18 protein-coding genes and 1 tRNA gene are annotated in these 23,898 nt (G+C 54.6%); 10 read left to right on the forward strand and 9 right to left on the reverse strand.

Going from position 1 to position 23,898, the window contains the following annotated elements:
* On the reverse strand, nt 1-563 hold a 563-nt coding region (locus tag H5P30_RS18590), incomplete at its 3' end, for a transposase (protein WP_185691332.1).
* Nucleotides 564-589: 26 nt separating this feature from the next.
* On the opposite strand from H5P30_RS18590, the gene H5P30_RS18595 reads away from it, so the two are divergent.
* The 3 genes from H5P30_RS18595 (at nt 590) to H5P30_RS18605 (ending at nt 1,990) form a co-directional block, all read left to right on the forward strand.
* Nucleotides 590-940 carry a GIY-YIG nuclease family protein gene (locus H5P30_RS18595; protein WP_221774409.1) on the forward strand — a complete coding sequence of 117 codons (351 nt, stop codon included), beginning with the start codon at nt 590-592 and terminating at the stop codon, nt 938-940.
* 67 nt (nt 941-1,007) lie between these two features.
* On the forward strand, nt 1,008-1,568 hold the full coding sequence (locus tag H5P30_RS18600) for an acyloxyacyl hydrolase (protein ID WP_185694416.1): 561 nt from the start codon (nt 1,008-1,010) through the stop codon (nt 1,566-1,568).
* Between the two features lie 86 nt (nt 1,569-1,654).
* On the forward strand, nt 1,655-1,990 hold the full coding sequence (locus H5P30_RS18605) for a DMT family transporter (protein WP_185694417.1): 336 nt from the start codon (nt 1,655-1,657) through the stop codon (nt 1,988-1,990).
* 467 nt (nt 1,991-2,457) lie between these two features.
* On the opposite strand, the gene H5P30_RS18610 is transcribed toward H5P30_RS18605, so the two are convergent.
* Both H5P30_RS18610 and H5P30_RS18615 read right to left on the reverse strand, forming a co-directional pair.
* Complete coding sequence (locus tag H5P30_RS18610) at nt 2,458-3,501, reverse strand: A/G-specific adenine glycosylase (RefSeq protein ID WP_343075454.1); 1,044 nt, start codon at nt 3,499-3,501, stop codon at nt 2,458-2,460.
* A complete protein-coding gene (locus H5P30_RS18615; protein ID WP_185694418.1) occupies nt 3,464-6,193 on the reverse strand; it encodes a valine--tRNA ligase in 2,730 nt (909 codons plus the stop codon). Before H5P30_RS18615 ends, H5P30_RS18610 begins: the two co-directional genes overlap by 38 nt.
* A gap of 165 nt (nt 6,194-6,358) precedes the next feature.
* Here H5P30_RS18615 and H5P30_RS18620 point away from each other — a divergent pair.
* Nucleotides 6,359-6,444: transfer RNA gene (locus tag H5P30_RS18620), tRNA-Leu, on the forward strand.
* 310 nt (nt 6,445-6,754) lie between these two features.
* Nucleotides 6,755-7,126, forward strand: a complete 372-nt coding sequence (locus tag H5P30_RS18625; RefSeq protein WP_185694419.1) for a hypothetical protein — start codon at nt 6,755-6,757, stop codon at nt 7,124-7,126.
* 65 nt (nt 7,127-7,191) lie between these two features.
* Here H5P30_RS18625 and H5P30_RS18630 read toward each other — a convergent pair whose 3' ends face one another.
* Nucleotides 7,192-8,169 carry a YeiH family protein gene (locus tag H5P30_RS18630; protein WP_185694420.1) on the reverse strand — a complete coding sequence of 326 codons (978 nt, stop codon included), beginning with the start codon at nt 8,167-8,169 and terminating at the stop codon, nt 7,192-7,194.
* An 89-nt stretch (nt 8,170-8,258) separates the two neighbouring features.
* On the opposite strand from H5P30_RS18630, the gene H5P30_RS18635 reads away from it, so the two are divergent.
* The 4 genes from H5P30_RS18635 (at nt 8,259) to H5P30_RS18650 (ending at nt 12,172) form a co-directional block, all read left to right on the forward strand.
* The gene (locus H5P30_RS18635) at nt 8,259-9,203 is read left to right on the forward strand and encodes a LysR family transcriptional regulator (RefSeq protein WP_185694421.1); all 945 of its coding nucleotides are present in this window, start codon (nt 8,259-8,261) and stop codon (nt 9,201-9,203) included.
* A gap of 531 nt (nt 9,204-9,734) precedes the next feature.
* Nucleotides 9,735-10,316, forward strand: coding sequence for a hypothetical protein (locus H5P30_RS18640; RefSeq protein WP_185694422.1), 582 nt, complete (start codon nt 9,735-9,737; stop codon nt 10,314-10,316).
* A gap of 26 nt (nt 10,317-10,342) precedes the next feature.
* Nucleotides 10,343-11,446, forward strand: a complete 1,104-nt coding sequence (locus tag H5P30_RS18645; RefSeq protein WP_185694423.1) for a hypothetical protein — start codon at nt 10,343-10,345, stop codon at nt 11,444-11,446.
* Nucleotides 11,447-11,512: 66 nt separating this feature from the next.
* Nucleotides 11,513-12,172 (forward strand): polysaccharide deacetylase family protein, encoded by a 660-nt coding sequence (locus H5P30_RS18650; RefSeq protein WP_185694424.1) that lies wholly within the window; start codon nt 11,513-11,515, stop codon nt 12,170-12,172.
* Between the two features lie 842 nt (nt 12,173-13,014).
* Here the strand turns inward: H5P30_RS18650 and H5P30_RS18655 are convergent.
* The 5 genes from H5P30_RS18655 to H5P30_RS18675 all read right to left on the reverse strand — a co-directional run bounded on the left by H5P30_RS18655 (nt 13,015) and on the right by H5P30_RS18675 (nt 22,673).
* Nucleotides 13,015-14,058, reverse strand: coding sequence for a DUF4886 domain-containing protein (locus tag H5P30_RS18655; RefSeq protein WP_185694425.1), 1,044 nt, complete (start codon nt 14,056-14,058; stop codon nt 13,015-13,017).
* A gap of 130 nt (nt 14,059-14,188) precedes the next feature.
* Nucleotides 14,189-16,012: a glycoside hydrolase family 2 protein gene (locus H5P30_RS18660; protein WP_185694426.1), complete on the reverse strand. Its 1,824-nt coding sequence runs from the start codon at nt 16,010-16,012 to the stop codon at nt 14,189-14,191.
* 6 nt (nt 16,013-16,018) lie between these two features.
* Entirely contained in the window at nt 16,019-16,714 is a 696-nt protein-coding gene (locus H5P30_RS18665; protein WP_185694427.1) for a hypothetical protein, read from the reverse strand.
* A gap of 9 nt (nt 16,715-16,723) precedes the next feature.
* Nucleotides 16,724-20,371, reverse strand: coding sequence for a hypothetical protein (locus H5P30_RS18670; RefSeq protein WP_185694428.1), 3,648 nt, complete (start codon nt 20,369-20,371; stop codon nt 16,724-16,726).
* 148 nt (nt 20,372-20,519) lie between these two features.
* Complete coding sequence (locus H5P30_RS18675; protein WP_185694429.1) at nt 20,520-22,673, reverse strand: right-handed parallel beta-helix repeat-containing protein; 2,154 nt, start codon at nt 22,671-22,673, stop codon at nt 20,520-20,522.
* A gap of 206 nt (nt 22,674-22,879) precedes the next feature.
* Between H5P30_RS18675 and H5P30_RS18680 the strand changes: the two genes are divergently transcribed.
* Nucleotides 22,880-23,890, forward strand: a complete 1,011-nt coding sequence (locus H5P30_RS18680; protein ID WP_185694430.1) for a LacI family DNA-binding transcriptional regulator — start codon at nt 22,880-22,882, stop codon at nt 23,888-23,890.
* Nucleotides 23,891-23,898 lie beyond the last annotated feature (8 nt).

Raw genomic sequence — 23,898 nt, forward strand, 5'->3', positions numbered from 1 at the left:
GAGAGCTCCTTTTCGCTGCGACCGGGCCTGACCTCGAAGACCCGATTGTTGCCGAGGTCGCAGAAGGTGGTGCAAAAGCGGTTCTTTTTGCCCAGGGTATGCTCGTCGATTCCGAGCATCCGGGGGCAATCCCGGTTGGAACGTTTGCGCACCTCCAGCTCGGTGTGCTGGTGATAAATCCGTTCGACCGTAGCCTGCCCGATTCGCTCCCTCTTGGCCAAAGTGCTCGCGCAGATCCCGTCTTCGTGGCGCTGGTGGACTTCCTTGCGAAAGAGCTCCGAGCTCTGGCGATAAGGACGGATGCCCGGAAGCGTGGGAAGGAAACTCCGCTTGCACCTCCAGCACCAGAAACGGCGGGTGTGCACCAACAAAAAAGTTGAACGAACATAACCACTTCGATGACGCACCTTCCGAAGATAACGGCCCTTACTGCGCGGCCCCGGGGCCGCGCAGTAAGGGCATCTCTCAGGCTCCCTCTCCAGAACCGCCTCCAACTCGTCCAAATCCGATTTGCATCGCTGCGAGATCACTTCGTAGCCTGCTATTCCTGTTAGGTTATTCATTGGGGACATGATGGTCTTTGCCCCTCATGTCCCCAAACTTTGAGGAAGACCGTCTCATGAACCCCGAACGAGCGAAGCATGCCCTGCGTAGCCCAACGGGCGAAGCACGGGCTTTTTGCTACGTTTACGTTCTTCGCAGCATCAACCAGCCTGATCAGACCTACATAGGATTCTCACGAGATCTCCGCGAGCGGTTTCATCGCCACAACCAAGGCGATAGTCCTCACACCGCAAAGTTCCGACCTTGGGAACTCGTTTCCTATTTTGCTTTTTCCTCCAAGGAAACCGCGATTGCCTTTGAGAACTACCTAAAATCCCATTCCGGAAAAACGTTTGCCAAAAAGAGTTTATTTTCCCAGTTCCGTAACCTCGAATAGCCCCCAATGCCCCGAAAAGTTGAAAACATCCTGGATGTCGATTATTTTCCCTCAACTTTCAGATTCAATGTTTCGGACTTCGCACGTATTCACAAATCTCCTTCCCTTTTTCGCCTTCGCACGGCTTCCCCTCGCGGCGTTGGCTCTCATAACGGGAGTCCTCTTTCTTCCGCAGTCGGCTAAAGCCGTTGACTGGCAAGGTGACCCGGCAATCGCCTTAGCCGTTGGGCAATCGGATATACTCGACGGCGTGCAGCGCCCGACCCATTTTTCGGCAGAAGTGCGGGCACGGAATTTCACTCGTCTCCATCTCACTCCCGTTGCTGGAGCTGGATTCTCGAGCGATGAAGCATCCTTTCTCTATGCAGGGATGTACGCCGATATTTGGATACTGGATTGGTGGGCGATCACCCCGGGATTCGCTCCGGGCTTCTTCAACTCTGGCGACACGCTGAAGCTGGGGAGCAACCTCGAATTCCGAAGCAGCATTGAAACCTCCGTCCGATTCAAGAAGGGCATCCGCATCGGGCTTAGCTTTTCCCACATCTCCAATGGCGGAATTTCTCATAAAAATCCCGGGACAGAGTCTTGGTCTTTCGTATGTATCTTTCCGATATTCGGGAAGTAGCTCCCCCCCCCTCAATCCAGACCATGGGCCGTCTTTCCTATAGGGATAACCTCGATTAAACCCAAGGTTTTCGATACGGATGAAGGATGGTCAGTTGGATCTATCTACTCATCTCGGTCGTCGCCGAAGCCTCCGGAACTGCAGCTCTGGTTGCCAGCAAAGGGTTTACCCGTCCGCTGCCTACCGCCTTAATGATCTGCAGCTATGTCGGAGCTCTCTTCTTCCTGTCCCTGACGATTCGAACCATTCCCGTCGGTGTAGCCTACGCCGTCTGGTGCGGGATCGGCATCGTTCTGATCTCCCTGATCGCCTGGATTTTCTTCGGCCAAAAACTAGACTCTCCCGCAATCCTCGGGATCACCTTCATCGTCATCGGAGTCGTCATCCTTAACGCCTTCTCCAAGGCGACGCTGCACCATTAATGGGGAGGACCGTCTGCCGTAAGATGCAGCTTCAGCAAACGGATGCGATGGATGGGGCCGATACGCTGTGGCAGCCGATCCTACAAGTAGCCGCTCAGCTTTAGCTGCGCGGTCCTGCGGTCACGGGAGGTCCTCACGGGGAGACCGTCCGGAAATTCGCAATGGGGGCAGCTGAAGCTACTCCCCTACTACATCCGCTCAGCTGTAGCTGCGCGGTCCTGCGGTCACGGGAGGTCCTCACGGGGAGACCGTCCGGAAATTCGCAATGGGGGCCGCTGAAGCTCCTCCCCTACTACAATCCTCTCAGCTGTAGCAAACGCTCTTTACAGGCGCGGGGGACAGCGCGGCAGCCGATCCCAGTGATAAAGGAGATTCGCTGGGCAGGCCAATTCTCCGGCAACTCGATCCGTTTGATAGAAACCCACTGCTCCCGATCCGCTGGGCAGGTATGACCGAAGCCTCCTAGTCTACTTCCCTTTCAGCAATTCACCAATCCACCTTCGGTGGGGGCCGGACAGGGGTTCCTCTGCCAAGGCATCGAGAGAGACCCATCGCAGGCCCGCCTTTTTGGAAATCCGTCCCGGTTCGGGGACGACGTGGAACCACTCGGTGATCGACTCGTTACCGATGCCCCGTTTGCGCTTCGCGAAGGGGGTTGGGTCGGGCTTCCACGATTCAGGGAGGTCGGTCAACTCGGGGAGTTCCAGCATTCCGGCGAGCCGTTTGGCCGTCGCAGGAATCTCTCGCAGCAAGACGGTCTTTCCTCGGACGGCCCAGGCACGCCGAACGGTTTTCTCGGTCTTCTTCGCTTTGACAATTCTTGGCAGCTCTCCAGCGATCCCTTGAGCGGCGCCGTGACAATGCTGCACCAGTGGACAGATCGTGCAGAGGGGTGAACGCGGAAGGCAGACCACCGCACCCAGCTCCATCATTGATTCGTTATGCCGTCCTGGATGGTCCCGGTCGAGAAACTCTTCGGCTAGCGGCCCGAAGGCTTTGACGGCTTCGCCGGATGCCTTCCAAGTGGTCTCATCCGCCGAGAGGCGTGCCAGCACTCGGACGACGTTGCCGTCGACAACTGCGGCGGGCAGCCCTTGGGCGATACTGGTGATCGCAGCCGCCGTGTAGCCGCCAATACCGGGCAGCTCCCGCCATCCCGCCAAATCATCTGGAATGCCCTCTTCGACGATCCTTTTGGCAAGCTTGTGTAGGTTTCGGGCGCGCGAGTAATACCCGAGTCCCTGCCAGAGTCCGAGGACCTCCCCTTCTTCGGCAGCCGCCAGCTCCGCGAATCCCGGGAAAGTGGTCACCCACTTCTCAAAATACGGCAAGACGGTCGAAACCCGAGTCTGCTGTAGCATGAACTCCGAGACGACGGTCCGATAGACCGTTGTCTCGGTGCGCCACGGCAGAACCCGTGCGTTCTTTCCAAACCAGCGAGCCAGATCCTTCCGGGCCGCGGGCAGGTCCGCATTAGCCCAACGAGGCAAGCAGTCGTTCGATTTCGGCACGCTTCCGCTCGTTTTCTTCGAGTTGACGGCGAGCCCCCTCCACGACGGCTTCCGGGGCCTTATCAACGAAGGAAGAGTTTTCCAGACGCTTACGGGTCCCCATGATCACCTTGTCGAGCTTCGCAAGTTCCTTGTTCAACCGATCCTGTTCCGCTTCGACGTCGAGAGAAGAACTCAGATCGAGATGGAAAGTCCCCAGAGGCGTGACAATCGCCGGAGCGCCATCGGGAGACTCACTGACCGTCTCGATATCGGAAAATCCGCCAAGCGCTTCGATAACGCCGAAGACTTCGCGGGCATCGCCGTCGAGGGTGAGCGTCGACTCTTCGACCATGATCTTCACATCCTTCTTATTGCTCAGTTGGTAGTCAGCCTTGAGAGAACGCAACAAGGTCACCGCCTCACGGATCTCGTCGACTTGGGCCACGGCCCCACGGTCGAGTTTCAAGCCGGCTTCGCCGAGAGCATTCTCCAGCTCGTCCGAGGTCATCGGAAGAGCATCCTGAATGTGACTTCCTTTCTCGCCGAATCCAAGCAAGTGCCAGAGCTCTTCGGTGATGAACGGACAAAACGGGTGCAGGAGAAGCAGAGTCTGACGCAGGATCAGATCCTGAATGGCCAGACAAGTCGCCTGCGCATCCGGATTCCGAACCTTGCCCTTCGACACCTCGACATACCAGTCACAGAAATCATTCCAGAAGAAGGAATAAATGTGCTGGGTGATTCCGCTGAAGGAATACGCTTCGTATGCCTCATCGACCATGCGAATCGTGTCGAGCAAGCGGCCGAGAATCGATTGATCCTGCAGGTCGAGCTGCTCGGTGTCGATCCGGCCCAACAGTTCGGGCACCGAATGGACGGCTTCCACCGAACCGGACATCTGGCGGAAACGGCATGCGTTCCACAACTTATTGCAGAAATTACGACCGAGAACCACGCGCTCGTTGCTAAAGCGGATGTCTTGCCCCTTCGGCGCGATACTCATGATCCCGAAGCGGAGACCATCGGCCCCAAACTCTTTGATCAGGTCGAGCGGGTCGGGAGAGTTCCCGAGGGATTTCGACATTTTGCGCCCATCGAGGTCGCGAATGATGCCCGTAAAATAGACATCGCGGAACGGGATGCGTTCCTTGATCTCCTCGACAGTCAGAGTCTTCTTTTCCTCTCCCGCGAACTCGAGCCCGGCCATAATCATGCGGGCGACCCAGAAGAAGATGATGTCCGGACCCGTGACGAGAGCCGAGGTCGGATAAAAGCTCTGATATCCCTTTTGAGACATTGCTTGCTCATCCGGCCAACCGAGCGTAGCCAGCGGCCAGAGCCAGGAAGAGGCCCAAGTGTCGAGAACGTCGTCGTCCTGTTCCCAGTTCTCGGGATCTTGAGGACCGTCGACGGAAATGTGCCAGTTCGCCGGATCGGAACGATCGGCATCCTTGCGATACCACACTGGGATGCGATGTCCCCACCACAGCTGGCGGCTGATGCACCAGTCGCGAATATTTTCCAACCAGTGCAGGTAGGTCTTCTCCCAACGCTCGGGGAAGAACCGAATGTGGCCGTCGCGAACAGCGGCCTTCGCCTCCTCCACTTTGGGATATTTCAGGAACCACTGCTCGGACAGGCGAGGCTCGATCGGCACATCGGCCCGCTCGGAGAACCCAACATTATTTTCGTAGTCCTCCTCACGGATGAGAAGGTCCAGCTCCTTGAGCATGTTCGCGGCCGCCTTGCGGGCTTCGAAGCGATCCATGCCAGCAAACGGCTCGCCGGCGAGTTCGTTGATATGACCATCCGGAGTGAAAACATCGATAACCTCGAGGCCATTACGGTTGCCGATTTCGAAGTCGACCGGATCGTGGGCCGGAGTCACTTTGAGGACCCCCGTTCCAAATTCGCGATCAATCGAATCGTCGGCTACAATCGGAATCGCCGCCTTCGGGAACGGACGCCAGACCTGCTTCCCGATCAAATGCTTGTAGCGCTCGTCCAACGGATGAACGGCAACCCCCGAGTCCCCCATGATGGTTTCCGGACGGGTGGTGGCGATCTCGAGGTATTCCCCCGGAGTATCGACCAGCTCATACCGCATGTAGTAGAGCTTGCTCTTCTGCGGCTTCATGATCACCTCTTCGTCCGAGAGAGCGGTAAGGCTCGCCGGGCACCAGTTGACCATCCGTTTTCCACGGTAAATCATTCCTCGCTCGTAAAGGAGGACAAAGGCCTTGATTACGGCCTTGCTGTAATCCTCATCCAGCGTGTGGACCGTACGATCCCAGTCGCAGGAGGCCCCGAGCTTCTTCAGCTGCTGGAGAATGATGCCGCCGTGCTTGTCGCGCCAGTCGACCGCTTTCTCAAGGAACTTTTCCCGCCCGAGGTCGTGACGGGTCTTCCCTTCTTTCCGCAACTCCCGCTCCACTCGTGCTTGGGTGGCGATGCCTGCGTGGTCGGTTCCCGGCAGCCATAAGGCCGACTGACCGAGCTGGCGGTGACGCCGAATGAGGATATCTTGAATCGTGTTGTTCAGCACGTGCCCCATCGTGAGCACCCCCGTCACATTGGGCGGGGGAATCATGATGGTGTAGGTCTCGTCACCTTCTTCTGCCGCACCCGTGAAGCAGCCGTCCTGCAACCACTCCGCGTACAAGCGGTCTTCAACATCCTGTGGATCGTAAGCTTTGGGAATTTCAGCCATAATAAAAAGCGATCTAGCCTAGCTCCCGGAACAGGAAATCCAAGTGATTTCCTCGCCAATTTCATCGGCCGAATATTTCAAAATTCGGCCCCTTCGCAAATTCCTCACGATTTCTTCTCGACTCCGACCCCTAAAAACCCTTTTTCTCCTCCTTTCAGCAACCTAGCCCAGGTGGCGGAATTGGCAGACGCGATAGACTCAAAATCTGTTTCCCTTTGGGAGTGTGGGTTCGATTCCCACCCTGGGCACCAGCTGATTGCCAGAGACCAGTAAGATTTCAAAGCCCTCTTTTCGGAGGGCTTTTTTCATGCTCCCTGCCTGAGATGTGGGGTTACGGGTTTTCCGCGGGGAGTTGTCTGAGAGGCAGCGTCGACTGGTGAGGAGCTTCCCCCATTTCAGCTCGGCTTCGCTGAGACCGCTCCAACGGGCGAGAGCTGGAAGCTCACGCTACTTTCACGGTTCGTCGGGGTTCCCGCCGAAACTCCGAAGCCACATCCAAAATCGTACCGTGCAGCTTTAGCAAACGGTCTCCCTGGGGACACGGGGCGGAGAGGCAGCGAAATGGGCGCAGCTGAAGCTGCGGCCCTACTTTTCGTCACCGCTCAACTTCGGCTGCGCGGTCCCCTTCTGACGGGCGGAGAGGCAACGCCGGCTGCTGAAGAGCTTCCCCAATTTCAGCTCGGCTTCGCTGAGACCGCTCCAACGGGCGAGAGCTGGAAGCTCACGCTACTTTCACGTTTCGGCGTGGTTCCCGCCGAAACTCCGAAGCCATATCCAAAATCGTACCGTGCAGCTTCAGCAAACGGTCTCACTGGGGACACGGGGCGGAGGGGCAGTGAAATGGGCGCAGCTGAAGCTGCGGCCCTACTTTTCGTCACCGCTCAGCTGCAGCGGCCCCTTCTGGCCGGCGGAGAGGCAACTTCGGCAGCTTAAGCAGCCGGTCCCGGTTCACCTTGATCGTTATTCGATTGGTTTCGGTGCACGAAGTTTCACGGCTGTCAGCCCCAGAAGAGTATCGCTCCCATGGAGATCAATGCGGTGGGGATCCAGAGGGCTACTCCTTGCGCTACCGGGCGCCAGCCTACTTTTTTGAGGATTTGAGGGCTGAGTCCGGTTCCGATGAGGAAGAGAGCTACACTCAGGGTGCGCTGGCTACCGTGGAAGATCATTTGCTCAACGGCCTCGCCTTGAGGCCCGAGCCAGGCGATCGTGGCCATCGCCAGGAATCCGAGAATGAACCAAGGCATGGCTGCCTTGCGGTTGCTGTCCCCGTCTTCGGCTTCGGCTCCGGCCTTTTTCCGGCGATTCCGCACATAGGCAATCGCAAAGACCACTGGCACGATCCACAACGAGCGGGCAAGTTTTACGGTTGTGGCCAGAACCAAGGCTTCCGGACCGTAGGCCAGCCCCGCGCCGACGACCGAACTCGTGTCATGAATGGCGAGTGCCGCCCACCACCCGAATTGGACCTGAGTGAGACCGAAGAGGTGTCCTACAAACGGAAAAAGGAAGAGCGCGATCGCGTTGAGGAGGAAAACCACGCCAATCGCGGTTGCCGTATGGTGAGAACGCGGGCGTAAAACTCCCGAAACTGCCGCGATGGCGCTTCCCCCGCAAATGGCCGTACCGACACTGATGAGGACGCCTGTCTCTCCGGGAACTTTGAACAGCTTTGCCAATCCGATTCCTCCAAGGACAATGACGGTAATCGAAACCAGGGTCACCCCCATCCCATCGATTCCCGCCCGCGCTACGGTTGGGAGGTCAATTCCCGCTCCCAGACCAATGATGGACAGCTGCAACAAACGATGGGCCCAGCCTGTCCAGCGGATTGGATCGCGATTGGCCCCAATCTGGGCAACGAGAATCCCGAGAAGAAGTGAAAGCGCGCCGGTCGCCCCGAAGACAAGCACCCACATCGCCCCGAAAGGAATCATCCACGCCATCGTTCTCTCCTTCACCAATAATCGATCCATGAACGAGAGAATACACTGGAGGAGACGAAGAAGGGTAATCAACGTTTTCGATTTACCATCATTGATTTCTATACATACATAATTCCGGTATGACGACGCAGCTCCCCCGACTGGATCCCGAATGGCTGACCACCTTCCTTGCCATCTCCGAGCACGGCGGGGTTTTGGCCGCCTCACGGGCTCTGCACCTTTCTCAACCTGCTCTTTCCGCCAGGATTCAACGACTGGAGGATGCGGTCGGCCAGAGCCTCTTTCACCGCACCAGCCAAGGGATGACCCTCACGGATGCCGGAAAACGGCTTCTACCCGTAGCCCGGAAGCTCCCGACTCTCCTTCGTGAAGCGCTGGAGACCGTCGACCCCGAAAACACCCTACCGCAAACGGCGCCCCTTCGGCTCTCTGCCAGCTCAACCCTCTCCGATTTTGTCTTCCCCACCCTGATCGCCGAATACGCACGCACCCACGCGATCGCCGGCGTGGAACTGCGCTCAGGCAATACGGATGAAGTTTTGGCCGCGGTCCGGAGTGGTCGAGTCAACCTTGGCGCAGTGGAGGGACTCACCCGCGCGGCCGGACTCCACCTCGAGCCATTTCTCCACGACGAGATCGTTCCCGTCTATTCGCCCGAACACTTATCCAGTGAACTGATTCCCACGGTATCCAAAGCGGTCTCTCTTGAGACGTTACGCCAGCTCCCTTTGCTTTGGAGAGAGTACGGATCAGGGACCCGGCGGGTCATTGAGGATACCCTGAGCCATTCCGGAATCCGCATCCAAACCTTGAAGCCGCAATATGTTTTCGGGAGCACGATGGCTCTCAAGAACGCAGCGCTGGCGGGCCTGGGCATCGCATTTCTCCCGCGGCGGATTCTGCAACAGGAGCTCGCCTTGCACCGACTTTCCATCATGAACACCAAGGGCCTGGAGATTCGACGAACGTTCAGCTGGGTTCTCCCCTCCGGAGATCTTCCACCAGAGCTGCATTCGTTCTATCAGTGGGTTCTCGCCCACTTCCACCAAGACGCCAATGTCTGAGGGGCTGCAACCATACGCCCAAGCGAAGGCCCCCTCTCCCGAATGGCACTAGTTTAAGAGGTTGTATGGAATCGGAACCTCCCCACCCCCGACATAGTCGGGGGTCGCACCCTCCTACTCGTAGGAGGGGAGTCAGAAAATTACAAAAAGACTCCTCCCCTGCTACAGGGGAGGGGGACCGTCGCCAGACGGTGGAGAGGTTCCTCTTCAAAAGTCGCGAACATCAAAATTTTCCCGCTAAACCCCTTAAAATAGTGTCATTCGGCCCCCTCTCCCCCCGGCAAAGACCTCCAGAATGAAGAGCCTCAAAAAGATTTAATTATGGGCAGCGGAAAGCGCTCCCTTAAATGATCGCGGGCAGGTTCAATCTGAGAACCTCATCCTTTGGAAGGATGAGAGAGCCAAAACAGAAAATGGAACTATCTGCGGAAATCATCTTTATTCGATTCTAGAAAATACTATGAAACCTATTTTCGGAAATTTTCCTCTTTTTCGATCAGCCGATAATCGGATTTGATCAGCCGAACGACCGTGAACCGTCTCCTACTATCCTTCTTTATCCTCTTGATCGCATCACAAGGCTTCGGCGAGAGCGACGCCGACATCCTCGAGAATACCTCCGTCCTTCCCCCTGAGATTCCCGATCTGCTCACCCCGCACAAAGAGGAAATTCCGAGCACCTTCTCTCTCGTTGAGGACGGAGAGATACTGGAAGTAATGGGCATGGATGAGAATCCGGGGTATATCACCAATCGATCGGAGACCTCGGCTCTGGCAGAACGCGGCGCTCTCTGCAGTTTCGCAGTCATTTATCAGGATGAAAAGGGAATCGCCCTCATCATCAACGGGATCTACTTCCGCGACAAAGAGGATTTCGAGCGATTCTGGAAGGACCAGGAGGAAAAAGATCTGCGCATCGTCGGGTTTCAGGGACCGGAACCCGATGGCTTTTGGCTCGTGCTCCTAGGCTGCGATCCCAAGCGGGAATATACTGAGGAAGAAGTGGAAACGATCAAAGGTGGGATGAAGCTCTACGAGAAACGATTGGAGCTTACTCAGCTCTTCAACACCTTCACTCTGAAACCGAAGCAGATCAACTCTCCTGAAGAGTAAGGAAGGATCCTCTAGTAGGACGATTCATGATCGGGGCCGACTTCCAGCGAGAGAATCTTTCGTGCGCGATCGTGCAGGTATGTCGAATCAGAAGGCTCTTCCTGATCCTCGTTCTGATCGGATGGGCGAGTCACGCCAGCGCTCAGATTGTCGACGAAAGCTCCGGACGCCCGGTTCCAACATATGAAATTGAAGCTCCCGAAAACGACAAGGTAGACGAATTCCACGAAATGGTTTCCGAGCAGGTCGAATCCGTGGCCGAGGGCCTCGACCATTACCTTGATAACCTGATCGCCCCGGACCGCGAGGAGCGCTCAGCGATATTCGACAGTTATTTTGGCGATCGACGATTGAAGGCGGACGAGGAAGGCGAGAGCTACATCGCGATCGCTCCGCAGATCGAGTTTATCGATGGTCAATCGGTCGATACCGGCGTCGATTTCAAAGCGAAGATCGATCTGCCCAAAACGCAAAATCGTCTGAAACTGATTGTCGACAATGTTCAGGAGGACAGCGAGCCGTTGACAGGGTTTAGCCGCTCAGAACTCCGTCAGGTTCCTGGGGCGGACGAGAGCGGCAATGCCTCTCTCCGATTTGCTCTCATCGACCTCATGAACTTCGACTTGGATTTCGACGCCGGTCTAGACCTCAAGCCGGAGCCCGTGCCGAAGTTCAAGTTACGGGGCCGCATGAGCTGGGAAGGAGAAGCCTGGCGCTTTCGCATCTCCCAATACCTGACCTACGAAGCCGATGACGGTTTTGGCGAAAAGAGCTCGATGGACATGAGACGCTACATCGGAGACGCCTCTTGGGCAGAAGTGGACTTGGCCGTGGTCCGTTCTGAGACAAGCGCAGGTTTTGAATTCGGACAGGCGCTGAGCCTCTACCACCGGATTACCAACCGTCGAACGATTGGCTTCCGCACGGCAGTCTACTCTCAGACTGAGCCCTGGGCCCGTGTTGAAGCGGTACTCGTTCGACTCCCCTACCGACAGCAGATTTGGAAAGAATGGATGTATCTCAAGGTGGAGCCGGGAATCGATTTTAAGCGGGAACGAAATTTCAATCCCGACCCGCGAATCCTCTTCGAACTCGAATTTCTATTCGGCGAGCGCCTGAAAAAACTTTGACCTCTCGATTTCGGGGCATCAATTGGATTGCACCGTCCCGGGCGAAAATCCTATCTTTCGCCCCCCATGATGAAAGTAGTCCAATGCTGGGATGACGGAGTGAACGACGACATCCGTCTGATCGAAATTTTGCGGAAGCACGAGGCCAAGGCTTCTTTCAATCTCAATCCAGCGACTCACGGTGATGTGCGCGAGGGTTGGTTTAGCGAGAAATGGAATAAGAAGATTGATCGGCTAGCCCGGTCAGAGCTCGAGTCCGTTTATGAGGGGTTCACGATTGCCAATCACTCCATGAGCCACCCCTTCCCCCTAAAAATCCCTCTCGACGATTGGCGCCGGGAAGTCATCGACGCCCGCAAGATTCTCCAGGATTGGTTTCAGGATCCTATTCACGGCTTTGTCTATCCCTACGGCCATCATGATCCGGCCACGGCCGATGTCGTTCGAGAAGCCGGTCACGTCTACGCCCGGACCACATTAAACGCGACTCCCTGCTACCCTCCGGCTGATCCGATGATGTTTCACGCCGACTGCCACTTCCACCATCCGGAGTTCTGGGAACGCTACTCGGCCGCAAAGGCCTCTGATTGCGGCGTCTTTTATTTCTGGGGACACAGCTTCGAAATCTGCACCGAAGAACAGTGGCAGGAATTCGATAGTCAGATTGCGCGGATCACTCAGGATTCCGACGTAGTTTGGGCAGAGCTACCTGAACTGTTTCTGTAAGGGGTGCCCAGGAGAAACGCGTCTGGACTCGCACTGGGGAGAACTACGCAGGAGAGAACGCGGACGACGCTTGAGAGAGCTGGAAGCTCTCACTACTTTGAGAGAACCCTTGCTTTCTAGGGGGGGCGGTGACTTCAATGAGTCTTCTACTTTTGGGGATGAAGCCGCGAAATATGTCCCGAGCAATAGTGGCGGGAATTCGATAATCAGATTGCGCGGATCACTCAGGATCCCGGCGTCGTTTGGGCAGAGCTACCTGAACTGTTTCTGTAAGGGGCAGCCAGGTGTGACGCGTCTGAACTCGCGCTGGGGAGAGCTACGCAGGAGAGAATACGGACGACGCTTGAGAGAGCTGGAAGCTCTCACTACTTTATCCCGTTCCAACGTAGGGGAGTAGCTTCAGCTGCCCCCCCGCGGACGATCGGCTATTCCCCTCATTTCAGTACCACTTGCAAAGTCGGAACCGGCCAGCTTCGCGCACGACACACGAGAGAGCCGCTCCTGCGTGAGAGAGCTGGAAGCTCTCACTACTTTATCCCCGTTCCAACGTAGGGGAGTAGCTTCAGCTGCCCCCCCGCGGACGATCGGCTAATTCCCTCATTTCAGACGAGAGAGCCGCTCCTGCGTGAGAGAGCTGGAAGCTCTCACTACTTTATCCCCGTTCCAACGTAGGGGAGTAGCTTCAGCTGCCCCCCCGCGGAGGATCGGCTATTTTCCTCATTTCAGCACCACTTGCAAAGTCGGAACCGGCCAGCTTCGCGCACGGCGCACGAGAGAGCCGCTCCTGCGTGAGAGAGCTGGAAGCTCTCACTACTTTGAATACATCCTAGGGTTTCGGCTCTCTAGGGAGCGGCAACTTCAGCGCTGACCGTGACAAACTCGGAGACCGTTTCCTTGGCAATTTCCTGAAGGGAGGTCTTTTGCTCTTCGGTCATGCCTTTGGGCGCAAAAGTCACAGTAGTTGGATCGATACCGAAGAAGAACTCATTCCAAATGAGTCCACCGAGATATTCACCATTCTGATTGGCGTGAAAACCATCATTTCCGACATACCACTCCCCTTCCTTATTCTTTCTCCAAAAGAAAACATTGTGAAGACTCTTGCTCTGGTCTGGAAGGTTGTCCTTATCCTCGGGATAGACCAACGTTTTCACATCGATATCGGTCGCTTCATAATCCCAGACGGGTGATTCCTTGGCATTCTGAAAAGCCGTTCCCACCGGAATGAGCTTCAATCCATATTCCTCCGCAACCTGGGTATAAGCGGCATGGAGCTTTTCGTACATCTCTTTTGGATCGAGCCCCCAATCCGTATACCGATAACTATCGATGCTGTGCGGCCAAGTCTCGTGAATGACGATCTCGGCGTCCGGTGCATACTGATGGATGTAATCAATCAGCTTTTCCGCGTATGGATAGTAAGTCTCGATCTTGTAGCTCTTGGTGCTGACCTGCTGGATGGTCACATAGTCCCAAATGCCGTCCTGCAACATTTCCTTCAGGGAAACGTTCTTCTGGATCGTTTTCCCATTCATGTTGTAAGAATACTTCTTCCCATCTTCGGGATTGGCTTCATGCGCTTCGGCCAATTTCACGTGTTTATCCAAAGGGCACCCGCCGATGTAGGCATAAGCGACATCGGCCTCGACCGACGGCTCCGAAGCGACGATCTGAGGAAGGAACCGCATCGCATTGCGAGTAAAACTGTTCCCGACCCCGAGGATCCGGATCTTTCCGTCATCCCCTTCGGCACTGACGGAAGATACGAGCACCGCCAGGAGAAGAACAGACGCGACCGCCGCACTCGAAGAACGGAACGAAACCTTCACGAAAGGTCTGAGTAGGCGAAACAGAATGGAACAATCAGGAGAAGCGTTCGATGACATAGGCCCCGCAGTTTTCACGGAACCGTCGAACCGGGCCAGAAAAATTTCCAGCAATGTCGGCTAAGAGAAGCTGCTAATTCGATCGATCAGATTCTCTGATGGCAGAAATTCGGAGGTTCTTCGGCCTCCGTTATGCTTTCTCAGGAAAGGTTTCTTTCTGAGAAAACTCCCGAGTCACGACCTCAAAGACCGGCTTTTTTTCACCATTCGGTCCAACCAGCCCCTTTCGATTCCAACCCTTCTGGAACCCATTCGCCCGCAGAGTGCTCCGGAAATCCTTAAGGGCCCACGGAGTCCAACCGCTGAGCTCACGGCAGCGTCCGAAAAGCGCGATCTGCTCTTCGTAAATGGCTTTCTGACTATCCAGATTCCAAAGTTCGTCCTCTTTTCCCGAGACTCCGAGCGGTCCTGCCGCTCCAAATTCCGTCACGAAGAGAGGCTTACTTCCCACGACAATATTCGCCTCGGGAAGTTCCTGCAGGGGGGGACTATACCAGCCCCCATATTCATTCAGGCCCACTACATCGACAAACTCGTAGATCGAGTGGTCGACTGATTCCACATCATAGGCTTTCCCAGAATAGGGAGCATTGAAGGCGGCCGTACTGGGAATTCCCGGATCCATTTTCTTAATTGCCCGAAAGGCTTGCCCCATCGTCGACTTGCGCCCCGGCCGATCCCAAGTCTCGTTGGCCAAGGCATGGCAGAGGATACAAGGATGCCCTCGGCTCCCCTCCACCATCCGCACAGCCAGATCATAGATCAACCTCTTCGTCCTCTCATCTTTGTAAGTGATCTCCCAATAAACGGGAATCTCATCCCAAACGAGAAGCCCCCGCTCGTCACACTCCTCGAGCCATTGCTCGTCGTAAGGATAGTGAGCGAGACGCAGGAAATTGCAGCCCGTTTCCTGTGCCAAATCGATGAGTTTACGAATATCCCGCGGGCTGCGCGGTTTGCCTCCTTGCGCACCGAGCCTTTCTTCATGCAGTGCGATTCCTTTCAGATAGAAAGGTTTGCGGTTCACTCGTAGCTCCGTGCCCTCCCACTCTACCTGCTTAAACCCAATTTTTTGCGCAATTGAATCCATCACCTCGCCTCCTTTCAGGAGCGTCACCTGAGCCTGATACAGGCGTGGGGAGCCGGGCTCCCATAGTTCAACCGCGAGATCCTTCAACTTCAGCCGCATCCCGCGCTTGGTTACCTTCTTCTCACGAAAGAAACCAATTTCAGGAATCTCGATCCTGAGCATGCACTCTGATAGGTCCTCCCCTCCGTCGATGAAAAGCGAACACTTACCCTCGACAGTCGCACCGGAGCGATTCATCTCCAAGATTTGGGTTTGATGATAGGAAGCCTCACGAATAAACGTCTGCGGGGTGGAGACCAACCGGACGGACCGAATCAGTCCGCCGTAATTAAACCAGTCGTAGCGCTCGGAGGGGATTCGATGCGCCAGGCGTCGGGCGTCCACTCGGATCACCAGCAAATTTTCTTCTTTCAGCTTCTCTGGATTGATTTCGAACGAAAGTGGCAGAAACGGCATCTCAGCAGAACCGATCGGCTCCCCATTCCACCAAACATCGACGGCGTAATTCACTCCATCCAGCCGAAGAAAGACTCGTCCCTCATTCTGCCAAGCTTCAAGCTCCTTAGCGGTCAGCTTCACCCGCTTGGCATACCAGCCGAATCCCTCAAATAAGAGATACTCCTTTTCCTGCGTATTCCAATCTCCGGGGACCGAGATCTCGGAAAAGGCATCTACGTCGTACTCGATGGCTCGGTTGTCGAGTTTGGGATTCAACCCTTCGAAAACGTTTCGGCTCCTCTTGAGGCCAAAGGCTCCCATATTATCCGCGAAAAATCCCCATTTACCATCCAGCGAATAGCTCGGCCGGTCATTCAATTGGAGGTAACCCGCGTCTTTGGCGGAATTGCGTTTTTTATCTTTCATCGAGACCTAATAATAAACCTGCTTCACATCAATGCGGTCATCATCATCCAACTCCTTCGTGATGAAAACCAAAGCCGAGCGCCCTGAACGGACAGACCAGGAAGAAGAGTACGCCACCTTCAAATCATCAGGTTTCTCACTCACCTGAATCGCCATAGCGATCCTCTGTCCACCCGATTCAGGAATGTCGGTCTGAATCGTGTTTTCATCGCGGGGTGAGATTTTGAACCGCTCTTCCCCGAACTTCACATACACGGGGTATTCGGAAAGATTGATGAAACGATACTGATTACGCTCGGCTCCGTCGCGGGAAAAGGGAACCGGAAAGATGCGGTAGGATACGGAGTCATCGCTTGGGTTTTCTACGAAAATGAGCAACTGCTCTTCTCCCGAAGTCGGACGAAATACCGCCGCGGTCTGCTCGATCGGATTCCCGAGGTCATCCTGACCCAGCACTCGGTAAAACCGAATCGGAAACGTTCCCCGATATTCGTTTGCGATCGAGGGAGCTCCATTGGGAATACGAAGCGAGAATTCCTCCCCATCGACATTCCGATAGAAGAGATCGCCGATGTATCGACTCCAACTCATGGTCGTGAATTTAAAATTCCGGACCTCATCGGACTGAGCGTTCAGCGAAGGGATTGCTAGAGGTCCACCCGTCACGAGAAGAACCAAGAGGAAAAAAATTGGACGCGTCATAAGTGAAATCTAAATAGCATTGTCTTCGGACCAAGAGAACGAAACGACCTTGAATTTCCGCCCGAAGGGACTTGCGGGGAGGATAAAATCATCCATGTCCGCATCGGTAATGGTCCCCCCAGCAAAATCGGCAGGATCGGGAATCCGCTGAACAACCGCCTCGCACCAAACCCGGGAGGTAACGGAATCGTTGATCGGGTTCACCACGTCTCCGTAAGCCCTGATTTTAAAGGTATCCGATCGCACGGTAAGAAGAGGAGCTAACTTCTGAAGAATGTCGCCCTGGAGAAGGTGACCCGGAAAACCCATACTGCTATGATCGTTCGCGGAAAGATTCTCATCCATCAAATTTTGAAATTCATCAAAGCTCACGACGACCTCGCCATCGATATCTTCATTCGTAAAATCATTCAGTCCATTGTTCTGATCCAAAGCGGCTTGAAGAGCTCCCTTTTTGGCCCGCTCCGTATTGTTCAGCTCGCGATTAACGAAGGACGCAAGGGAGAGAAATGGACCTCGTTCCTTGATCTGATCGACGACGGCTTCCGCCAGGCTGGCAACCTCGCTTTCCGAAAGACTTCTAAATCCCGCCCAATATTCTGGAGCGGTGGAAGCGTCACTGGAATCGAAACGGCCGCGGGAGTTCTGTTCGAACCGCGAATAAATCATCCCGGTTTCCAGAGAGGTCGAGTCGGCATCCGCTAGCTCTCCGTAGGTTGGAATCCGCAAATTAAAGGAACTTCCGAGAATCGCTTTCCAGGCTTCCAGAGAGGTCGAATTCACATTAAAAGCTCCGTTTACCCACATCTGAGACGCCGGCCGATAAACTGCGTTCTCAAAGCCTTGAGCAGAGGAATCGTCGACAATAATCTCGCCATAGCGCACCCCGTCCTGAACTTCGGAATCGATGAATTCCATTCGTGGGTTCAGAACCACGTCATCCAATGAGATCGATCCTCCGTTCAAGCCGTTAACGATGCCATCGCGTTCACTCTGATCATCTGGAATTCTCAAAGAGGAGAAGAAGAAACCATCCCAAAGGCGCTCGTTCACTCGATACGACCAATCGAAGAGCTTGAGACCGGAGACTCCTCCGTAATCTTCCACCTCGGTCGCGGAGAGCGGAATACGAAGAGATGCATAAGAGTTTCCGACAATATAGGAAGGATCGAATTGGTAGCGCCCAAGATTTGCGTGCTGCAACTGACCGAGCGATAGCAAGGGAGACCGGGGACGGTCGAAGAGGACAACCCGGAGATCTCCATCGCTCCCGATGCTGCTCCCCCAAAAACCTTGCTGCACCCCGTTGCTCGCCTGAATGGATTGAGGCGCGGCGCTGTTTCCGTTGATCACCCCACCCGAATAGGAAACCAAAAAAGGCCCTAGGTCAGAGGGGCTATCTCCGTCCCAATCGACGTCCCGATAAATCGCCCGAATATTCGTATCAAGGACGTTACGAATGTCATCATTTGCCACTGCATCATCTCCCTCATCGGCAGTGCGCAGGAAGAGAGAGATTGTTTGGAGACTATCCTGAGCAGAGGCAAATCCAAGCGAGGAAAAATAATTGTTGTAAGTAGCTAAAGGAGACGAGGCGCCGGGCTTCCAGAGATCCTGAGTTTGTTGGAAGGTTCGCTCCTTCGTCTTGGAATCGTAATAGAGTTTCATGGCTCCTGACTCCTCATAAGCTATGGAGATTGAAACGTCAGTCGTGTCTTTCTCCTGAACCGCTTTAGTGACTGCATCCCGTTCGCTCTGAGTCAGGCCCCATCTCGGATCGGAAGTGGGATCGTTGCCTGGGGCAATGTCTTCGAGAGAAACGGGTCCTCGTGTCGAAGCTACCGGCCCAAAGTTATCTCCATTGGGATAAGTGCCATTCAGCGGGAAACCCAATTCGCCGACTGAGTCCCAAGCTCGATCCAGCTTGTTGCTCTCGGCTTTGTCTCCCCTCTTCCCGTTGGGATCTAAATTTTCCTTTTTGCCATCTTTTGCTTCCGAAAAGCCGTCAAACGCCTGAAGCACGGTCTGACCGGGCCGGATGGTCGTACTGTCAAACTTCACGGAAAAATCGGCTCCGCTTCCCCTCGGGTAGACCTCAGCCTGATAGAACTCAACCGTCTCCGAGGAACCGTCCTCATAGCCAAAACTCAGTGTGATCTTTGGATTCAGCTGCCAAGAGAGCCCGGCATCCCCCAGTTCAATTCCCGTGTTGTAAGGATTGTAAATGCCAAAAACAGGAAGCAGCGTCAGGTAAAGAACTTCAGAGCCCCCGGAATAACGCTCGGATCGAACCCGCAAGCCATGGGAAAAACGAATCTGCGAAATCAAGGGGGTAATCCAGCTCGTGAACTGATAACCGTCATATTCTGGGATTTGCGCAGTCCGGTCCGCTTGATAAGGAAGGATATCCCCTGAATGTGGCGAGGACTGAAGGTAGCCCGATCTCTCTAAATAGGGTAAATACTTATACTGACGGGTGCCGTTGGTGGACTCCTCTTCCCGACTCAATCGGATCCGGTGGACCTGTTCCTGCCCATCAACGGCGTCACGATAATGCTGATAATAGTCTCGCAATACCGCCCAATTGGGAGCTCCGCTCACGATCACTGAATCTTCAGCGAAGAAATAAGGCTCTGGACTCCTCGGATTCGCCGCCTCGTTCTCCGCTTCCGTTTCACTGGAATAGCGCTGATTCGGAAAGTGCTCGTCGAACGAGGCGTCAATCTCGAAGGCTTGGGTCAGGTCGCGTCGCAGCCCGCCGTTTTTGGCATCGGTCAACAGACCTTTCGAAAAGGTCGTAAGATCCCGCTCGCGAGCCAAACGAAACTCCTCTTCGTCCGGAACAGAGGTATCAATCCAGTTCGTGAAATCAGAGCCGAGGATGGCCAGTCGATCCAGCTTGGGTTCGTTAATCGGATAATCTCCCAAACGGTCAAGCGTCTCGATCCCGTTCCGTTGAGGAACGAGGAAAGATTGGCGAACCTCCTCAAAATCACTGGACCCATCGTTCGGATCTCGCAGATTTACCAAAGCCTTTTCGTTCTCCCCACTGACGTAATAGGCATAGTGACCCTGTCTCTGCCCAGCAGCATCCTCCAGTGAGACTTTCTTGGCAGTTATCCCGGGGATTGAAAAGTTCTCAACCTCCGGCTCGAGCTGGATCGCATCTTCCCCCAAGTCGGACAACGGAGTGAGATAGTTTGGGTCGGTTGGCTTGAGCCCTTCATTTCCGCTGACGAGCCACCTTGCCGACTCCAGTCGAGCCTGGCTCGCGAGCGAACTCCAATTCGCAATATCCGAATCCCAAATCCCTTCCCAATGAGGATTTTCCATCGAAGTCTCCGAAACTCCACCCGTGCCTGTAAAAATATCGGCCCGAGCCGTCGCCCGCTGATCCGGACCCGCCAAACGCTGCAACTCACCGATGCCAATCATCACGCTCAGATAAGCGTTTTGCCGAGCCGAAACCTGCTGCCTCTTATCTTGAGCTGACGCCTGTTCCACACTCGTCAGACTCATGAGTGCGACGAGAATCAGAATGATGAACGCCATCAAGGCAAGAGCGATGATGAGAGCAAATCCGTGATCCTGGGCACCCGAGAATTGGGGTCTGGGCCAAAATCGCCGATCTACGGTGCTAGAACGATGTGGGGTCATGAGATCTGGGGGGCACCACCTTCCGGTGGAAAGAGTAGGAATGAGAACTATTTAGAGAATACTTCTAAAAATAAGTGAGTAAAATCGCGAATAGGTTAAGCTATTATCCTGAAAAATACTCAACAATCGTCGCGAGGACCGAGGACCTCTAGTCTTGCGGATGATAGTTTTCAGGAAACTCCGGCCACGTCATTGGCTTCTCGATGAGACTTCCCGTTTCGACCGCTCCTATGTCCGGCCCTTCGCCGACAAAATCATCATTAAAGTTCGGAATTCGTTCTCCTTGGTCAAATCCGGCAGTACCGGGACGGAGCCAGAGCCGTCCGTCGGTAGAGCGGTCGTAAACGGGGTCCGTGTGAATGCCATTCTCCTCCGCACCCGCCCGGACCATCAGCTGCCCAGTATAAAGGTCGTAGTCGTAATCATTGCTCGGAGTGAGCTGAGTATCCTTCACTGCCCAATCCGTTTCCTTCCGCATTTGAAAGATGTTGTTCCGGGAAGTGATGTTCTCCTGAAGCTTCTTGGGTGAGGTGAATACGATCCCAGACTGGGCTCCACTCGAGGGATCAGAAAACCCTTCGAAAGGCGGCGGTTGGAGCACCGTGTTGTGAAAAACAAAAATCTTTCCTTTCGTGAATTTCGGATTCTCATTTCCGATTTTCACCAAGTAGTGACCTCGATAGTCATTCGGATCGGTCCCGTGATGCTTCTGGGACACTCCATAGACATTTCGGAAATAGTAAACCGGTCCGAGCGATGTTGAGGCTGAACCAATTGCACCGTAAGTCGTGTCGATATAGTTATCCCAAACTCGGACATTCATATTCGCCCCTTCGATCTCCACACCATCGTCCCAACAATGTGAGACGAAATTTCCGTAGACATCGCTGTCCCGATTGGGAAATCCTCCATAACTCGAGTTCGAGAATTCTCCCATCGAATCGTTAAACATGTGCTCCATGTCAGAGTAGAACCGATTGTATCGGACGATGTAATGACCCTGCCCATGCCGCAGAGTAATCCCCTGCGGACCTTGCGGATGCCGACTGCCAGTGCCGGGACGTTTTTCCTGCCAGGAATTACTATCGCTCCGGGGATGATGGATTTCGTTGTTCTGAATGATAATGGATTCAAGCACCTTCGAATTGCTATAAATCGCCGAATTGATGTTCTCGGCCTGACCGTCTGGACCGGTCTTCCCCCAATTCGATAGATCACAATCTTCAATGACGACATGCTGCACATCGCTGAGGACGATCCCGTGACGAATGGCTCCTGTCAGATTGAGTCCCCGAACAATGACCCAGGAAGCGTCCACCCTCAGGTTCGCTTCGGCCTGATTGTTCGCATCCCAAAAAACTTCCGAACCATCCTCCGGCTCGTAAAGAACGTATCCATCCTCTTCGCTCCCGCCCTCATCGATCACGTAGGTCCCATCATAGGTGGAAGGTAGCTTTACGGTTCTCGCAATCCGGAAATCTTCCGACAAGGTGGCAAAATCAATCGTGCGCTCGATACCGCCCTGGAGTTGCAAGCGGGCCTCATACTCCGTCCCGGAATCGAGATAGACAATGCTGCCGCGATATTCCGCGAAATGCTCTTCGGCGGACCCTGTGTGATGTGTCGTATCAAACCAAAGCGGCAAGGCCTGCATCCACTCCGACTCCCCTTTCTTACGGTATTCGACCTCAACGGATCGGTTTGCGGTGCCACCGGTTGGTTTCCAGTAGAGGCCAACCGAATGAAAGGTCGGAACGGCGCGGGGTCCGACCTCAGCTCCTTCGTAGATCACCGGCGGCAACTCTTCGAGAACCACATTCCGGAAGGCAGCGATCTTGTTCAAAACATCTTCACTCTGTTTCCAACGCAGCAGAATCTCTGCATGGTCGGCACCTGAGCTCTGGAAAACCTTCGTCACCGAATTCCAATCCGAACCTTTATTCTTCTTCGTGTTCGAGCGACTCATTTCCTTTCCATCGCGGTAAAGCTTCACCTGAATGAATGCCAAATCCTTTTTATCGGCCCGAATGTCTGCAGTCACTCGATACCGCGCCTCCGGCGTCAAGGAGACACGCTGCAAGACTTCGCCGAGGCGCCCCGTGGCCTTGACAACTTTGACCTGCATTCCCCCGCCGTCCATTTGAGAGAATTGCTGGGGTGAGCGTACATTCCAATCCGCCGGACGACCCTCCGACCAACTGGAGAAGTCTCCGTTTTGAAGAAGGTTGGCACTATAAAGGTTAGAGGCCAAAAAAAGTAGCGCCATTGAGCGCCAAAGGGTCTGGGCGAGGGTTGGTGTCATAAAGGTAATAAATTGCGTGTCCCGGATGAAAAGGGAAACGATTGAGGTAAAGTTTGCAACGAGCGGGATAAGTGTCTGCGGACCAATCGTGAACTCCGATGGAAAAACCTTCTTGGGTTTGCAGGAAACTGCGAATCCGGCATAGGTTAAACTATTAACCTTCTCCACTCAGTCTTCCTCATTCCAACTTCTTCAGAATCCTAAACATGAATATGAAAGAGCTCGCCTCGCTCTGCGGAGTCAGTGTTGCGACCGTCTCGTATGCTCTGCGAGACGATACCCGAGTCTCCGAGGCCGTGCGCAAACGCATCGCTCAAAAAGCCCGCGAGGTTGGATATAAGACCAATCCCCAGAATTCAGCGCTAGTCCGTTATCGGAAGGGTTCCAGCGATGCTCTTCGCCCCCCCACAATTGCCATAGTCTATGCCCACGGGAAAACATCCCGCCGGAGTCAGCTCATTCAGCCGCATATCAAGGTCCTACGCCGCACGGTCAAACCCTACGGCTACCGGCTCAAAGAGTTCTTCCTCGGATATAAACCTGACTCGCAAGAAGAGCTTCTCGCCCAACTTCGTCGGGAAGAAATTCGGGGAATCGTTCTCGGCTGGGGCGAATGGCAGGATCGAATGGAGGGGTTTCCCTGGGAAGAATTTGCTGTGGTTTCTGCCGAGAGGAATCAGATCCATCCTTCATTGGACCGCATTAGCATGAACCACTTCAGCGCCACTGATGAGGCATTTCAACAGCTGGAAGAGAGCAAAGTATCCCGCATTGGCTTGATCTGCCACACGGATCTCCCTCTACGGGTGCGCAAAAATATCATCGGTTCTTATCGGATGAACGTCCACCGCCGCGACCATTGGGCCTCCGATATCCCACCCTACTTCTACACTCTTGGGGAGTCCCCCGAAGATTTCTTAGAGTGGTTTTCCCAATACCAGCTCGACGCCATCCTCTCGCACCGGATCATTGATCTCACATTTTTTAAAGATGGGGGCATCCGCTTCCCGCAAGACGCCCAATACGCAGTGATCGAAATCGATGACGGCGGCAAAGGAGGAGAATCCGGCGTGATCGGCCGCGATGACCTCGGCCGCGTCCTCGCTGAGACGATCGCCGCAAAACTTCACTACGATGAGCGAGTCAATCCTGAGACCGAGGGAAATCTGATCCTCGTTGACGGATACTGGCACAACGGCAGCACCACCAGCCAATAGATCTCTCA

The organism is Puniceicoccus vermicola (genome assembly GCF_014230055.1).
Taxonomy (GTDB): domain Bacteria; phylum Verrucomicrobiota; class Verrucomicrobiia; order Opitutales; family Puniceicoccaceae; genus Puniceicoccus; species Puniceicoccus vermicola.

Excerpts from the sequence above, each read along its gene's own strand:
- H5P30_RS18650 (WP_185694424.1), top strand. The coding sequence starts at position 11,513 with ATGATGAAAGTAGTCCAATGCTGGGATGACGGAGTGAACGACGACATC.
- H5P30_RS18675 (WP_185694429.1), bottom strand. The coding sequence starts at position 22,673 with ATGACACCAACCCTCGCCCAGACCCTTTGGCGCTCAATGGCGCTACTT.
- H5P30_RS18635 (WP_185694421.1), top strand. The coding sequence starts at position 8,259 with ATGACGACGCAGCTCCCCCGACTGGATCCCGAATGGCTGACCACCTTC.
- H5P30_RS18600 (WP_185694416.1), top strand. The coding sequence starts at position 1,008 with ATGTTTCGGACTTCGCACGTATTCACAAATCTCCTTCCCTTTTTCGCC.
- H5P30_RS18665 (WP_185694427.1), bottom strand. The coding sequence starts at position 16,714 with ATGACGCGTCCAATTTTTTTCCTCTTGGTTCTTCTCGTGACGGGTGGA.
- H5P30_RS18595 (WP_221774409.1), top strand. The coding sequence starts at position 590 with ATGTCCCCAAACTTTGAGGAAGACCGTCTCATGAACCCCGAACGAGCG.
- H5P30_RS18615 (WP_185694418.1), bottom strand. The coding sequence starts at position 6,193 with ATGGCTGAAATTCCCAAAGCTTACGATCCACAGGATGTTGAAGACCGC.
- H5P30_RS18670 (WP_185694428.1), bottom strand. The coding sequence starts at position 20,371 with ATGACCCCACATCGTTCTAGCACCGTAGATCGGCGATTTTGGCCCAGA.
- H5P30_RS18645 (WP_185694423.1), top strand. The coding sequence starts at position 10,343 with ATGATCGGGGCCGACTTCCAGCGAGAGAATCTTTCGTGCGCGATCGTG.
- H5P30_RS18680 (WP_185694430.1), top strand. The coding sequence starts at position 22,880 with ATGAATATGAAAGAGCTCGCCTCGCTCTGCGGAGTCAGTGTTGCGACC.
- H5P30_RS18625 (WP_185694419.1), top strand. The coding sequence starts at position 6,755 with ATGGGCGCAGCTGAAGCTGCGGCCCTACTTTTCGTCACCGCTCAACTT.
- H5P30_RS18655 (WP_185694425.1), bottom strand. The coding sequence starts at position 14,058 with ATGTCATCGAACGCTTCTCCTGATTGTTCCATTCTGTTTCGCCTACTC.
- H5P30_RS18660 (WP_185694426.1), bottom strand. The coding sequence starts at position 16,012 with ATGAAAGATAAAAAACGCAATTCCGCCAAAGACGCGGGTTACCTCCAA.
- H5P30_RS18605 (WP_185694417.1), top strand. The coding sequence starts at position 1,655 with ATGGTCAGTTGGATCTATCTACTCATCTCGGTCGTCGCCGAAGCCTCC.
- H5P30_RS18630 (WP_185694420.1), bottom strand. The coding sequence starts at position 8,169 with ATGGATCGATTATTGGTGAAGGAGAGAACGATGGCGTGGATGATTCCT.